At 63.1% G+C, this 13,849-nt stretch carries 12 protein-coding genes; 8 read left to right on the top strand and 4 right to left on the bottom strand.

What is annotated here, in order from left to right; genetic code table 11:
• Positions 1-13 precede the first annotated feature (13 nt).
• Genes ACFWYE_RS16810 through ACFWYE_RS16800 form a run of 3 tightly spaced genes read right to left on the bottom strand, consistent with a single transcriptional unit; the run spans position 14 to position 3,090 of the window.
• Complete coding sequence (locus ACFWYE_RS16810) at positions 14-964, bottom strand: phosphoribosylaminoimidazolesuccinocarboxamide synthase (RefSeq protein ID WP_379112877.1); 951 nt, start codon at positions 962-964, stop codon at positions 14-16.
• Positions 961-2,400, bottom strand: a complete 1,440-nt coding sequence (locus tag ACFWYE_RS16805) for a sensor histidine kinase N-terminal domain-containing protein (RefSeq protein ID WP_379112875.1) — start codon at positions 2,398-2,400, stop codon at positions 961-963. The genes ACFWYE_RS16810 and ACFWYE_RS16805 overlap by 4 nt, the downstream gene beginning before the upstream one ends.
• Positions 2,401-2,424: 24 nt before the next feature.
• A complete protein-coding gene (locus tag ACFWYE_RS16800; RefSeq protein ID WP_379112872.1) occupies positions 2,425-3,090 on the bottom strand; it encodes a response regulator transcription factor in 666 nt (221 codons plus the stop codon).
• A 212-nt stretch (positions 3,091-3,302) separates the two neighbouring features.
• Here ACFWYE_RS16800 and ACFWYE_RS16795 point away from each other — a divergent pair, with 212 nt between their 5' ends.
• The 4 genes from ACFWYE_RS16795 (at position 3,303) to ACFWYE_RS16780 (ending at position 7,639) form a co-directional block, all read left to right on the top strand.
• Complete coding sequence (locus ACFWYE_RS16795) at positions 3,303-4,367, top strand: ABC transporter substrate-binding protein (protein ID WP_379073135.1); 1,065 nt, start codon at positions 3,303-3,305, stop codon at positions 4,365-4,367.
• A gap of 305 nt (positions 4,368-4,672) precedes the next feature.
• Positions 4,673-5,617, top strand: coding sequence for a Bug family tripartite tricarboxylate transporter substrate binding protein (locus ACFWYE_RS16790; protein ID WP_379061703.1), 945 nt, complete (start codon positions 4,673-4,675; stop codon positions 5,615-5,617).
• On the top strand, positions 5,614-6,102 hold the full coding sequence (locus tag ACFWYE_RS16785) for a tripartite tricarboxylate transporter TctB family protein (RefSeq protein WP_379112869.1): 489 nt from the start codon (positions 5,614-5,616) through the stop codon (positions 6,100-6,102). The genes ACFWYE_RS16790 and ACFWYE_RS16785 overlap by 4 nt, the downstream gene beginning before the upstream one ends.
• A gap of 22 nt (positions 6,103-6,124) precedes the next feature.
• A complete protein-coding gene (locus ACFWYE_RS16780; RefSeq protein WP_379061699.1) occupies positions 6,125-7,639 on the top strand; it encodes a tripartite tricarboxylate transporter permease in 1,515 nt (504 codons plus the stop codon).
• 77 nt (positions 7,640-7,716) lie between these two features.
• Here the strand turns inward: ACFWYE_RS16780 and ACFWYE_RS16775 are convergent, their stop codons facing one another.
• Positions 7,717-7,875: a hypothetical protein gene (locus ACFWYE_RS16775; RefSeq protein ID WP_165358018.1), complete on the bottom strand. Its 159-nt coding sequence runs from the start codon at positions 7,873-7,875 to the stop codon at positions 7,717-7,719.
• A gap of 274 nt (positions 7,876-8,149) precedes the next feature.
• On the opposite strand from ACFWYE_RS16775, the gene rimP reads away from it, so the two are divergent.
• Genes rimP through infB form a run of 4 tightly spaced genes read left to right on the top strand, consistent with a single transcriptional unit; the run spans position 8,150 to position 13,741 of the window.
• Entirely contained in the window at positions 8,150-8,767 is a 618-nt protein-coding gene (rimP, locus tag ACFWYE_RS16770; RefSeq protein ID WP_379061698.1) for a ribosome maturation factor RimP, read from the top strand.
• 44 nt (positions 8,768-8,811) lie between these two features.
• Entirely contained in the window at positions 8,812-10,404 is a 1,593-nt protein-coding gene (gene nusA, locus ACFWYE_RS16765) for a transcription termination factor NusA (protein ID WP_129410708.1), read from the top strand.
• Between the two features lie 32 nt (positions 10,405-10,436).
• Positions 10,437-11,087 (top strand): RNA-binding protein, encoded by a 651-nt coding sequence (locus ACFWYE_RS16760; protein ID WP_379113137.1) that lies wholly within the window; start codon positions 10,437-10,439, stop codon positions 11,085-11,087.
• Positions 11,084-13,741, top strand: coding sequence for a translation initiation factor IF-2 (infB, locus tag ACFWYE_RS16755; protein WP_379112866.1), 2,658 nt, complete (start codon positions 11,084-11,086; stop codon positions 13,739-13,741). Before ACFWYE_RS16760 ends, infB begins: the two co-directional genes overlap by 4 nt.
• Positions 13,742-13,849: the final 108 nt, after the last annotated feature.

Below are 13,849 nucleotides of genomic sequence, written 5' to 3'. Positions count from 1 at the left end.
GACCGGAACCGCTCTAGAAATACGGCCTGAGATTTTTTCGCAGCCGCTCCAGCACGCTTCCCTCGGAAAGGTCGGCAACAAACGTGTTGCCGGTGATCGCCTCATAGGCCTGCACATAGATGTGCGAGGTCTGCTCGATGAGATCGGCCGGGATGTCGGGGATGACATCCTTGTAGGGATCGCAGCGCGCGGTCACCCAGGCGCGCACGAAATCCTTGTCGAAACTGCGCGGCCGTTCTCCAGCCTCGAAGCTTTCGGCATAGCTCTCGGCCAGCCAGTAGCGGCTCGAGTCCGGGGTATGGACTTCGTCCGCGAGCACGATGCGGCCATCGCGGTCGACGCCGAACTCGTATTTGGTGTCGACGAGGATCAGACCGCGTTCGGCGGCGCGCGCCTGGCCGCGAGCGAACAGGGCCAGCGCATAGTTGGAAACCGTGCCCCACTGCTCCTCGCTGAGCAGGCGCTTGGCAAGGATATCGGTGCCCGACAGCGGCTCGTCGTGACCACCGTCGAAGGCCTTGCTGGTCGGCGTAATGATCGGATTGGGCAGCCTTTCGTTGTCGCGCATCCCGTCCGGCAGGCGCATGCCGTACATGTCGCGCTCGCCATTGCGGTACTTGGTCAGGATCGATGTGCCGGTGCTGCCGGCCAGATAGCCGCGCACCACGATTTCCACCGGCAGGATGTCGAGCCGCGTGCCCACAACGACGTTGGGGTCGGGATAGTCGAGCACATGATTTGGACAGATGTCGGCGGTTTCCTCGAACCAGTATCGCGCCGTTTGCGTGAGCACCTGCCCCTTGAAGGGGATCGAGGTCAGGATGACGTCGAAGGCGCTGAGGCGATCCGTGGCAACGATGATGCGGCGACCGTCGGGCAGGTCGTAGTTGTCGCGCACCTTGCCACGGTAGTAGTTCGGCAGTTCGGGAATGAAAGCATCCGACAATGCGCGCGAAACTGTCATGCTGGGCGGTCCTTCGTGGGGAATTGTCCTTCGCTTAGTGCGGCTGCGGTCGGAGGGTCAAGAGGCGGGAACGCGACCAGCGCCCTGAGTCCACGGGCGCCCGCACCGACCGCGAGGGTAAGTTTGCCGCCGAACAGCTCGGCGATTTCTTCGACGATGGGCAGCCCGAGCCCGCTGCCGGGCTTGTCGGCGCCCGCACCGCGCGAGAATCGCGCCCGCACTGCCGCGAGTTTGTTTGGCGCGATGCCGGGACCATTGTCCTCGACCTCCAGCACTGCTTCTCGCCCGCCCGATACACGCACGGTGATTTCCGCCCCGCCGCCGGCATAGGCGATGGCGTTGTCGACGAGATTGCCGACCAGTTCGCCGATGAGCAAAGCTTCTCCCCGGATCAGGACAGGGTCGCCACCCTCGAAGCCGAGGTCGGCACCGGCAGCGTTTGCCTTCATCACGCGGTCGGCGACGCTCTCCATGGCGATCGCGGCAAGGTCGACCGATTTTGTATCCACACCGTCCGACGCAGCAGCCTCGATGCGTGCCAGCAGAAGCAACTGCGACAGGACATGTTCTGCGCGCACAATCGCTGCGTCGGCGGTCTGCGCGGCAGACTTGGCTTCTTCTAGCGATCTTGCGCGGCCGGCGAGCGCTAGCTGCGTGCGCACGATGGTCATCGGCGTACGCAACTGGTGGCTGGCATTGCCGGTGAAGTTGCGCAGGCCAGACAGGGCAGCGCCCAATCGCACCATGAAGGAATTCACCGTTTCGACCAGCCCTCGCACCTCACCCGGCACCCGATCGTCGATGGGGTGAAGGTCGTCGGGGCTGCGTTCGGCGATTGCCGCCCTCAGCCGGTAGAGCGGCTGCAGCGAGGCGTTGACGGCGAACCACGCGATCAGGGCGGCGCCACCGATCAGCACCGTCAGCCGCAGGGCCGAGTGCAGCAGGATGGTCTGGGCGAGTTGGGTTCGTGCAATCGTGGTTTCGGCAACGGTGACCACAAAGGGAATGGAATCGACACCGGTCGAGGCGGAGCGGGCAAGTGCTGCCAGCCGGATCGGTTCACCGCGAAAGGTCGCATCGGAAAACTGTGCTTTTTCCGGCGGAGGCGCGGGCATCGTCGGCAGCGTTTCGTAACCGGTGATGAACGTACCGGGCGGGCCGTCGACACGGTAGAAGACCCGATCCTGTGCAGCCGACGTCAGCATTTCCAGCGCCACATAGGGGATATCGACTTCGAGGATACCCTCTTCGGAGACAACAACACGCTCGGCAATGGCCAGCGCCGAACCGGCAAGCACGCGGTCCGACGCTGCATTTGCCGTTCCGATCGCCTCGCGCCAGGTGTCGAGCAGGGCGATCAGCCCGATCGCGATCAGCGGCACGAGCAGCCAGAACAACAGCCGGCGGCGCAGCGAATAGGGCGCGGCAACGGCCATCAGCGGGTGTCTCCCATGTCCCGGCTACACCTTCTCAAGATAGTAGCCGATGCCGCGTGCCGTCCGCACGGTTACACCGTAAGGGGCAAGCCTGCGCCGCAGCCGGCTGACATATTGCTCGATGGCGTTGTAGGACAACTCCTCGTCGAAGCCGGCCAGCGATTCCAGGATCGACTGCTTCGTCACCACTTTGCCGGCGCGCAGAAACAGCGTTTCGAGCAGGCTGACCTCGCGGGCCGGCAGGTCGAGCGGGAGGCCACCGCCGGAAAAGCTGCGCGAGGTGAGGTCGAAGGTCACTTCGCCGAACGATACGGTGGACGATTTCAGCCCCGCATGGCGTCGCAGCAGCATGCGCACGCGCGCTTCCAGCTCGTCGACATCGAACGGTTTGGTCATGTAATCGTCCGCGCCGAGATCCAGCCCCTTGATCTTGTCGTGCAGGTCGGCACGCGCACTGAGGATAAGCACGCCCGGCCCATCCTGGCGGGCACGGATGCTGCGCAGCACCTGCAGCCCGTCCATGCCCGGCAGGTTGAGATCGAGGATGACCAGATCGACCCGCTCGGCCGCGAGCACGGCCAGTGCCGATTGGCCATCAATGACGTGATCGACTGCATAGCCGCTGCCTTTCAGGACGGCCACAAGCCCATCGGCCAGGGTCTGCGTGTCCTCCACCACCAGAATGCGCAACGCTGCTCCTCGTCGAAATCGTTTTGCCGAACCTAGAGCATGATCCCGAAAAGTTGCAGACTTTTCCGGTAAAGATCATGCGCAAGACAACGAGACGGAGCGGAATACCGATCCATCCTGATCGCATTCCACCCTGGCGGCCTTTCGGACGCACCAAACCGTCGCAACGGGCGACGCTTGTGGATGATCGTGGGCTCGGGCAAGTTGGCCCCATGCGCTTTGTGGTCTTTGCTCTGCTGGTTCTGTTTTCGAGGCCCGCGCTGGCTGAGACGACGCTTTTCCCGGCTCTCAACGGTGATGCCGGCGCGCGCACGCTGGTTGTCTATTCGGCACTCGATGCGCCTTTGGCCAAGGGGATGATCGAGGGATTTCGCCGCGCCAATCCCGCTATCGCCGTGCGCTATGAGGAATTGCTGACCGGCGATATCTACACGCGCATCATCGACGAGACCAATGCCGGTCAGAAGACGGGCGACGTCGCCTTTTCGTCTGCGATGGATCTGCAGGTCAAACTCGCCAATGACGGCTACGCGCAGGAAAGCAACATGCCTATGAGTGCGCGCTGGCCGCGCTGGGCGAACTGGCGCAACACCGCCTACGCGCTGACCTTCGAACCGGCGGTCTTCGTCTACCACAAGCCGAGTTTCCGCAATGTTTCGCCGCCGGCGACACGCGCGCAGTTCGTCGACTATCTCGAGCGCAACGCGGAAGCCGTCCAGGGCCGGATCGCCACCTATGACATCGAGCGCTCCGGCGTCGGGTTCATGTTCATGGCACGCGACCAGGAGCAGTTTCCCGACATCTGGTCGGTCATCCGCAGCATGGGCAAGGCCGGCGTGAAGCTCTATTCGAGAAGTGCCGCGATCCTGGAGCGCATCGCTGATGGCCGCGCGGTGCTGGGTTACAACATCCTCGGCTCCTATGCGACGGATTGGGCGGCGCGCAATCCCGATGTCGGCATCGTCATGCCGAAGGACTATACGGTAGTCATGTCGCGCATCGGCCTTGTGCCGAAGGCGGCGGCGTCACCGGATCTCGGCCGTGCCCTGCTTGCCTATTTCATGTCGGCGGAGGGCCAGACCATCATGGCGCGCGATCTCCACATCGCCGCGGTCAATCCGGATGTGTCCGGTGAAAACACCGCCAATGCCATCCAGGCCACGATGGGCGCGCAATTGCGGCCGGTTCCGGTAAGCCCGGGCCTTCTCGTCTATCTCGATCAGGTCAAGCGCAACCGCCTGGTCGAACGCTGGAATGCCGCCCTGCAGGGGCGCTGACCACGAAGCGGTGGCAAAGGCATCATGTTTGGGTCATGATCGTCCTGCGGGCGGGATGTCAGTCAGATGTCAGCTTGCTCGGTTAGCATTTCTGTCGGTTTGGCCGTTGGAGGCGGCCGGACCTGCAGGTCTGGGAGGAGAGGGACCACAACGGCGCCGGAGCGAAGGCAGCAGCCTTCGGCGGCAGCCGCTCAAACCATCATTCTCCCAGGGTTGTCTCGACGCGACGCCGATCGTGCGGCGCGAACCAATGCGAACATGACGCCAGCCGACCCCAATGGGCAGCGTCTCAAGGGAGAGAGACCGTGAAGAAATTCCTTCTGGCGACCATCGTGGCGAGCGTGATGGCCATTCCGGCCTTCGCCGCCGACTACAAGATCATGGCTCCGGCCGCACCTGGCGGCGGCTGGGACCAGACCGCGCGTTCCATGCAGACTGCATTGCAGGACGAGAAGATTTCCGGCTCGGTGCAGGTGACCAACGTGCCGGGTGCAGCTGGTACCATCGGGCTCGCGCAATTCGTCAACCAGGCCAATGGCGATGCCTCGCAGCTGCTCGTCGGCGGCTACGTGATGGTCGGCGGCATCCTGACCAACAATTCGCCGGTCACGCTCGACCAGGTGACCCCGATCGCGCGTTTGACCGGCGAATATGAAGTTGTGGTGGTGCCGGCAGCTTCCGACATCAAGGACATGGCCGGCCTGATAGCCAAGCTGAAGGCTGATCCGGGCTCGGTCTCGTGGGGCGGTGGCTCTGCCGGCGGAACCGATCACATCACTGCCGGGCTGATCGCCAAGGCGGTTGGTGTCGATCCAACCAAGGTCAACTACATCGCCTTCTCCGGTGGTGGTGAGGCCCTTGCAGCCTTGCTCGGCAATCAGGTTACGGTCGGCATCTCTGGCTATGGCGAATTCTCGGAACAGGTGAAGGCCGGCACGCTGCGACTCATCGGCATTTCCAGCGAAAAGCCCATTCCCGGCGTTGAAGCGCCGACCTTCAAGGAAGCCGGTGTCGATGTCGCCATCCAGAACTGGCGCATGGTTGCCGCTGCGCCTGGCATCAGCGCAGAGCAGAAGACGGCGATTCTCGCCGATATCGAAAAGATGGTGAAGTCCGCTGCCTGGCAGAAGATCCTCGCCGACAAGGGCTGGGAGAACACTTATCTGGCAGGTGACGAGTTCACCACCCAGTTGAAGAAGGACACCGAGCTGACTGCTGGTGTGCTGAAGGACATCGGCCTGGTCAAATGAGCCAAGACACGTCTAAAAAACTGTCGCGCCGCCCGGATTGGGCGGCGCTTGCCATCGCCGCCGCGCTGGCAGTGGTGGCCATCGTGGTTGTCTGGTCGACGGCCAGGCAGGCCGGCGCAGCGAGCTACGCTCGCATCGGTCCGACCACCTTTCCCTACGTGATCGCGGCGGTTTTCTTCATCCTGGCGATCTGGACGGCGGTCGAGGCCTGGCGCGGCGACTTCCCGGAGCGTGAACAGCAGCAGATCAGCCCGATCCTATGGATCGTCGGCGGCCTTGCGGCGCAAATGCTGCTGCTGAAAGTTGCCGGATTCTCGATCGCCACCGGACTGCTGTTCGCGGCCACGGCGCGCGCCTTCGGCAGAGGGCCTTTGTGGAAGACGATACCGCTCGGCATCGTGCTCGCTTATGTCATCTGGGTGATCTTTTCACGTGGCCTGTCGCTCTCCTTGCCGGCCGGCCCACTCGAACATCTTCTGTTTTGAGCGGAATTAGGGGACGACGCCCATGACGACGTTCGAGCTTCTGGCGCACGGGCTTGTGGTTGCCCTGCAGCCTATGAATTTGCTTTACGCGCTGATCGGCGTGACCTTGGGCACCGCCGTGGGTGTCCTGCCGGGCATTGGTCCGGCTCTGACGGTCGCGCTGCTCTTGCCGGTCACTTACAAACTCGACCCGGCAGGTTCGCTCATCATGTTCGCCGGCATCTATTATGGCGGCATGTATGGCGGTTCGACCACGTCGATCCTGCTCAATACGCCGGGTGAGAGTTCTTCGATCGTCACTGCGCTCGAAGGCAACAAGATGGCCCGCGCCGGGCGTGGCGGCCCCGCCCTTGCCACCGCGGCGATCGGATCGTTCGTTGCGGGTCTGATCGCCACCATCGGCCTCGCCTTCATCGCGCCGGCGGTGGTCAAACTGGCGCTGTCTTTTGGCCCGGCGGAATATTTCGGGCTGATGGTGTTGGCCTTCATGACCGTGTCGGCGGCGTTTGGCGAATCGACGCTGCGCGGCCTGACCTCGCTTTTCATCGGTCTTCTGCTCGGCTTGATTGGCATCGACCTGCAGACCGGCCAGGCGCGGCTTGCCTTCGGCATTCCCGATCTGCTCGACGGCGTCGAGGTGACGACGTTGGCGGTCGCGCTGTTTGCAATCGGCGAAGCCCTGTCAGTGGCGGCCGCCAAGGGAGGCGATTCGACCATCCAGGCGATCAAGGGCTCGGTATGGATGACGCGTGAGGACTGGCGCCGATCCTGGAAGCCGTGGCTGCGCGGCACGGCGATCGGCTTTCCCATCGGCGCCATGCCGGCAGGCGGTGCCGAGATCGGTACCTTCCTGTCCTATTCGGTGGAAAAGCAACTGGCCGAAAAACCGGAGGAATTCGGCAAGGGCGCCATTGAGGGCGTCGCCGGACCCGAGGCCGCCAACAACGCGTCCGCGGCGGGTACGCTGGTGCCGTTGCTGACGCTCGGCCTGCCGACGACGGCAACTGCGGCCATCATGCTGGCCGGTTTTCAGCAGTTCGGTCTTCAGCCGGGGCCGTTGCTGTTCGTCAGCAATCCGCAACTGGTCTGGGGGCTGATCGCCAGCCTGCTGGTGGCCAATCTGATGCTTCTGGTTCTCAACCTGCCCTTGATCGGGCTGTGGGTAAGGCTGCTCACCATCCCGACGCCATGGCTTTACGCAGGCATCCTGATGTTCGCGACACTCGGCACCATCGGCGCCAATCCGTCGACCTTCGAACTTGGCATGCTGCTGGCTTTCGGTCTGCTCGGCTACGGATTGCGGCGCTTCCACTATCCGATCGCGCCCGTGGTGGTGGGATTGATCCTCGGGCCGCTCGCCGAACAGCAATTGCGACGCGCGGTCGCCATCAGCCAGGGTGACCCCTCGGTGCTGTTCCATTCGTGGATTGCGATCGGGCTGTGGGTGCTCGCAATTGCGGCAGTTGTGGTGCCGCTCTACCTGCGCTGGCGGGGCAAGGATCAGGTCCTCTCGCAGCTTGGTGGCGACAGCGACTAAGCCGGTTTTATGTCCCGTGGCATTGAGACCGCCGGATCGGAGCGGAGGCAGATGCCTCCGCTTCTTTCATATCTAGTCTAGATGCGGCGGATCTTGGCGAACTCGACCGGGTCGATGCCGAGGCGACGAAGATCGTTGCCCTTCGGCGCCCGATTGCCTTCCACGGCGCCGGCCGCATTGATCGCGCTGCCGACGATGTCGATCAGGTTGCGGATTGCGGTTCTGCTGGTACGCACGGTTTTGCTCCATCTCTTTGCACAGCTTTTTGCTGCGCTGCACAATAGATAAGGTGCCGGCGGGTGCTCTAACAGGGCTTCGAAGGCAAGGCTGCCATGCAGAACGCGCATGGATGGGGAAATCGCTCCCTGTTTCGTGCCAGCCTTGCATTTCGCCGCCGTCATTGTTATATCGGCTTCAAATTCTTGGTCGGTATGACGAAGAGTGGGTCCACCCGGTCCCGCTCTTTTTTGTTACCGGCCGTCGCCAAGAGATTCGAGCAGCGGACACCGGATGACTTCAAGCCAGGCCGATAGCGACGACCGTATCATCCGCGAGAGCGGTATCGATGCCCGCATCGCCATCATCGTCGAGCCAGTTCTGCGCGGCATGGGCTTCCGTCTCGTGCGTGTGCGCCTGTCGGGGCAACATGGTCTGACGCTGCAGATCATGGCCGAGCGCGAAGACGGCACCATGACCGTCGAGGATTGTGAAGAAGTCAGCCGGGCGATCTCGCCGGCGCTTGATGTCGACGATCCCATCGAGAAGGCGTATCATTTGGAAGTGTCTTCGCCCGGTATCGACCGGCCATTGGTTCGCACCTCGGATTTCGTTGCCTGGGCCGGCCATCTGGTCAAGCTTGAGACGTCTGTCCTCGTTGCCGACCGCAAGCGCTTCAAGGGTAAGATCGCGGAAGCCGGTGTCGAAGGCATCCTGCTGGAGCGCGACAAGGCAGCCTACGGTGAAGAGCCGACAGTACGCATTCCTTATGACGCGATCGCCGAGGCTCATCTCGTGCTGACCGACGATTTGATCCGCGAAGCCCTGTCGAAGGACAATCGGGCACGCAAGGACGCCAAGAAACACCGCGGCGACGCTGACGCCGCAGAAGAAACCGAAGCTGAGAAGTGAATGAGCGGCCGCCGGCTAGGGCGGCCCTGTTCAGGGAGACTAAGATGGTTGTAAGCGCCAACAGGCTCGAACTGCTGCAGATTGCAGACGCAGTCGCGCGCGAAAAGTCGATCGACAAGTCGATCGTGATCGCCGCCATGGCCGATGCGATCCAGAAGGCCGCGCGTTCGCGTTATGGTCAGGAGACCAACATCCGCGCCGACATCAACCCGAATACCGGCGAGATGAAACTGCAGCGCCTGATGGAAGTCGTCGAAAACGTCGAGGACTACGCCACGCAGATTTCGCTGTTCTCTGCCCGCGAGCGCAACCCCGATGCGCAGCTCGGCGACTTCATCGCCGAACAGCTGCCGCCTATGGATTTCGGCCGCATCGCCGCGCAGTCGGCCAAGCAGGTCATCGTGCAGAAGGTGCGCGAGGCCGAGCGCGACCGCCAGTATGACGAATACAAGGATCGCATCGGCGAGATCGTCAACGGCACCGTCAAGCGCGTCGAGTATGGCAACGTCATCGTCGATCTCGGCCGCGGCGAGGCAATCATCCGCCGCGACGAGCTGATCCCCCGCGAAAACTACAAATATGGCGATCGTGTCCGCGCCTATGTCTATGACGTGCGTCGCGAGCAGCGCGGCCCGCAGATATTCCTGTCGCGCACGCATCCGCAGTTCATGGCGAAGCTGTTCACCATGGAAGTGCCGGAAATCTACGACGGCATCATCGAGATCAAGTCGGTCGCCCGCGATCCGGGCTCGCGCGCCAAGATCGCGGTCATCAGCCGCGATTCCTCGATCGATCCGGTCGGCGCCTGCGTCGGTATGCGTGGTTCACGCGTGCAGGCCGTCGTCGGCGAGCTGCAGGGCGAAAAGATCGACATCATTCCGTGGTCGCCTTCGGCAGCTTCCTTCATCGTCAATGCCCTCCAGCCGGCGGAAGTCGCCAAGGTGGTGCTGGACGAAGATGCGGAACGCATCGAAGTGGTGGTGCCGGACGACCAGCTGTCTCTGGCCATCGGCCGTCGTGGCCAGAACGTGCGCCTTGCCTCGCAACTGACCGGCTGGGACATCGACATCCTGACCGAACAGGAAGAGAGCGAGCGCCGCCAGAAGGAATTCGTCGAACGCTCCAACCTGTTCATGGAAGCCCTCGACGTCGACGAAATGGTTGGCCAGGTGCTGGCCTCGGAAGGTTTCACCTCGGTTGAGGAAGTGGCCTATGTCGATGCTGGTGAGATTTCCTCGATCGACGGCTTCGATGACGACACCGCGACCGAGATCCAGAACCGCGCCCGCGAACACCTGGAGAAGGTCGAGGCTGAACACGACGCCGCTCGCAAGAAGCTGGGCGTCAAGGACGAGCTGCGTGAAATCCCGGGCGTGACCACCGCCATGATGGTGACGCTGGGCGAAGACGGCGTGAAGACCATCGAGGATTTCGCCGGCTACGCGGCCGACGATCTCGTCGGTTGGAAGGAGCGTAAGGACGGCGAGACCAAGGTATTCCCGGGCGTGCTTGCCGCGCACGGTATTTCCAAGACTGAAGCCGAGCAGATGGTTCTGGCGGCGCGCCTCAAGGCTGGTTGGATTTCCGAAGAGGAAGCCCAGGCTGAGGCCGCTGAAGCCGAAACCACCGGCGCGTAAGATGAGACCGGCCGGAGCAACCCTTGTCCGAGATGAACGATCGCACCTGCATCGTCACAAGGAAGACCGCCGAAACGGATGAATTGATCCGTTTCGTCGTCGGTCCGGATTCGGCCGTCGTTCCAGATCTCAAAAGAACATTGCCCGGTCGGGGCTGCTGGGTCAGCGCCGATCGTGCCACTGTCGATAAAGCCTCAGCCAAGGGGCACTTTGCCCGCGCCTTCAAGAAGCAGGTCATCGTTCCGCCGGAGCTCGGCGCGATGGTCGAGGGCTTGTTTGTGCGCTCTGCCCTGGGCGCGCTCGGATTGGCGCGCAAGGCGGGTGCGGTTGCGCTCGGCGCCGCCAAGGTCGATAGTGTCGTGCGCTCCGGCAAGGCGGCACTTGTCCTGCATGCTTTCGAAGCCTCCGAGGACGGAGTGCGCAAGATCACCCAGGCACGCCGGGCCACCGCCCATCTCGGCGGCCCCGCCATTCCCGCATACAAACTTTTCGCGGAAGCGGATTTGGGTTTGGCATTGGGGGGGACAAATGTGATACATGCTGCCGTTCTCGCGAGCGACGCGGGTAAGGCGGCCGTGAAGCGCATGGTTGCGCTCGACCGTTACCGGGGCGGTTCCCCGGACGATCTGGTAATGATTGCGGCTGTTGCCGGCGATGATGATGCCGCAGAGGATATGGAATGAGTGATACGAATTCGGGCGACGACAAGACGCTGAGTGTTACGCCCAAGAAGACATTGACGCTGAAGCGCCCGGGCATCGAGCAGAGCACCGTGCGCCAGAATTTTTCGCATGGCCGCACTAAGCAGGTCGTGGTCGAGACCAAGCGCAAGTTCGTGAAGCCGGGCGAGCAGCAGCCAGCTCCGGCCCCGCAGACGGTGTTCACGCCGAAGCCGGCTGCGCCTCAGCCCCAGCCTCCGCAGCCTCAGGCTCAGCCTCAGGTCCCGCCTCAGCAGGTTCAGCCGCAGCCTCGGCCGCAGCAGGCCGCGCCGGCCGTGCAGGAGCAGCGTCGTCCGACGCCGCCACCTCAGCCCGACCGCGGCGGCATGGTGCTGAACGAGCTGTCGCGTGGCGAAATGGAAGCCCGTCGCCGGGCGCTTGAGGGCTCGCAGGCACGCGAGATGGAAGATCGCCAGCGTGCTGCCGAGGATGCCAAGCGTCGCTCCGACGAAGAAGAACGCCGCAAGCGCGAGCGCGAGGATTCAGCCCGCCGTCAGGCCGAGGAAGAGGCTCGCATCAAGGCCGAGGCCGAGGCACGCCGCCGTGCCGAGGAAGAAGCACGCCGTCGCGCGCCGCAGACTGCCGAGCAGGCAGGTGGCGACGAAGAGGAAGAGGCCAAGCCGCGTAACCGTGGCAGCGCCCCGTCGTCTGCATTGCCGCCGCGCCGTCTCGTGACGCCAGAGCTTGCCAAGCCAGCCAAGCCGACCAAGGCCGAGGAAGATCGCCGTCGTGGCAAGCTGACGCTCAACACGGCGCTTTCTTCGGAAGATGGCGATGCGCGTGCGCGTTCGCTGTCGGCCATGCGCCGGCGCCAGGAGAAGTTCAAGCGCGCGATGCACAACGAGCCGCGCGAGAAGGTCGTGCGCGAAGTGACGGTGCCTGAAACCATCACGATCCAGGAACTTGCCCAGCGTATGTCCGAACGCGCGGTGGACGTGGTCAAGTACTTCATGAAGCAGGGCCAGATCCTGAAGCCGGGCGATGTCATTGACGCCGACACGGCCGAACTGGTCGCTTCGGAATTCGGCCACACCGTCAAGCGCGTTGCCGAGTCGGACATCGAGGAAGGCCTGTTCAACATCGCGGATCGCGATGAGGATCTCGTTTCGCGTCCGCCGGTGGTGACCATCATGGGTCACGTCGACCACGGCAAGACCTCGCTTCTCGATGCTATCCGTCATGCCAACGTGGTCTCCGGCGAAGCCGGTGGCATCACCCAGCATATCGGTGCCTACCAGGTCGAGAAGGATGGTCAGAAGATCACCTTCATCGACACGCCTGGCCACGCCGCCTTCACGGCTATGCGTGCCCGTGGCGCCCAGGCCACCGATATCGCGATTCTGGTTGTTGCTGCCGATGACAGCGTCATGCCGCAGACGATCGAATCGATCAGCCATGCCAAGGCTGCCGGCGTGCCGATCATTGTCGCCATCAACAAGGTCGACAAGCCGGCCGCGGACCCGCAGAAGGTGCGTACGCAGCTTCTGCAGCACGAAGTGTTCGTCGAATCGATGGGCGGTGAAGTGCTCGACGTCGAAGTGTCGGCCAAGACCGGTGCGGGTCTCGACAAGCTGCTGGAAGCCATCCTGCTGCAGTCGGAAATCCTGGACCTCAAGGCCAACCCGGATCGCACGGCGGAAGGTGTTGTCATCGAGGCTCGCCTCGACAAGGGCCGTGGTCCGGTTGCTACCGTTCTGGTGCAGACCGGCACGCTGATGCCAGGCGAAATCCTGGTTGCCGGCAACGAATGGGGCCGTGTGCGCGCGCTGGTCAACGACCGCGGCGAGCATGTCCAGGAAGCGCCGCCGGCCATGCCGGTGGAGATCCTCGGTCTCCAGGGGACGCCGCAGGCTGGTGACCGTTTCGCGGTCGTCAACAACGAAGCGCGTGCCCGCGAGATCACCGAGTATCGCCAGCGCCTGGCTCGCGACAAGGCGGTTGCCAAGCATGCAACCCAGCGTGGTTCGCTGGAACAGATGATGTCGCAGCTTCAGGCGAGCGGGTTGAAGGAATTCCCGCTCATCATCAAGGGCGACGTGCAGGGTTCCATCGAGGCGATCGTGGCCGCACTCGACAAGCTCGGCACCGACGAGGTGAGGGCGCGCATCGTTCATGCCGGTGCAGGTGCCATCACCGAAAGCGATGTCACGCTGGCCGAAACTTCTGGCGCGGCAATTATCGGCTTCAACGTCCGTGCCAACGCGCAGGCCAGGACCGCCGCCGAGCAGGCTGGCATCGAAATCCGCTACTACAACATCATCTACAATCTGGTGGATGACGTTAAGGATGCGATGTCGGGTCTGCTTTCGCCGGAGCGTCGCGAGACCTTCCTTGGCAATGCGGAGATCCTCGAGGTCTTCCACATCACTAAGATCGGCAAGGTCGCGGGCTGCCGCGTCACCGAAGGCCGTGTCGAACGCGGTGCGGGCGTGCGCCTGATCCGCGACAACGTGGTCATCCACGAAGGTACGCTGAAGACGCTGAAGCGGTTCAAGGACGAAGTTCCGGAAGTGCCGGTCGGCCAGGAATGTGGCATGGCCTTCCAGAACTACGAAAACATCCAGGTCGGCGATATCATCGAGTGCTTCCGTGTCGAGATGGTGACCCGGAAGCTCTAGGTACCTGGCGAAAACGGGAGGGCGGCTTCAGCCGCTCTCCCTTGATGACAACCGTGGCTGCGGTCCCACTCCGCAAACGGATTAGGTCGGCTAATGTTCGGGGTCACC

It is taken from the genome of Mesorhizobium sp. NPDC059025, from assembly GCF_042739655.1.
Classification (GTDB): domain Bacteria; phylum Pseudomonadota; class Alphaproteobacteria; order Rhizobiales; family Rhizobiaceae; genus Mesorhizobium.
Note: the sequence above shows the minus strand (reverse complement) of the source record. Positions and strands in the feature narration are given on the sequence as shown.

Excerpts from the sequence above, each read along its gene's own strand:
- nusA (WP_129410708.1), top strand. The coding sequence starts at position 8,812 with ATGGTTGTAAGCGCCAACAGGCTCGAACTGCTGCAGATTGCAGACGCA.
- ACFWYE_RS16805 (WP_379112875.1), bottom strand. The coding sequence starts at position 2,400 with ATGGCCGTTGCCGCGCCCTATTCGCTGCGCCGCCGGCTGTTGTTCTGG.
- infB (WP_379112866.1), top strand. The coding sequence starts at position 11,084 with ATGAGTGATACGAATTCGGGCGACGACAAGACGCTGAGTGTTACGCCC.
- ACFWYE_RS16760 (WP_379113137.1), top strand. The coding sequence starts at position 10,437 with ATGAACGATCGCACCTGCATCGTCACAAGGAAGACCGCCGAAACGGAT.
- ACFWYE_RS16795 (WP_379073135.1), top strand. The coding sequence starts at position 3,303 with ATGCGCTTTGTGGTCTTTGCTCTGCTGGTTCTGTTTTCGAGGCCCGCG.
- ACFWYE_RS16780 (WP_379061699.1), top strand. The coding sequence starts at position 6,125 with ATGACGACGTTCGAGCTTCTGGCGCACGGGCTTGTGGTTGCCCTGCAG.
- ACFWYE_RS16810 (WP_379112877.1), bottom strand. The coding sequence starts at position 964 with ATGACAGTTTCGCGCGCATTGTCGGATGCTTTCATTCCCGAACTGCCG.
- ACFWYE_RS16785 (WP_379112869.1), top strand. The coding sequence starts at position 5,614 with ATGAGCCAAGACACGTCTAAAAAACTGTCGCGCCGCCCGGATTGGGCG.
- rimP (WP_379061698.1), top strand. The coding sequence starts at position 8,150 with ATGACTTCAAGCCAGGCCGATAGCGACGACCGTATCATCCGCGAGAGC.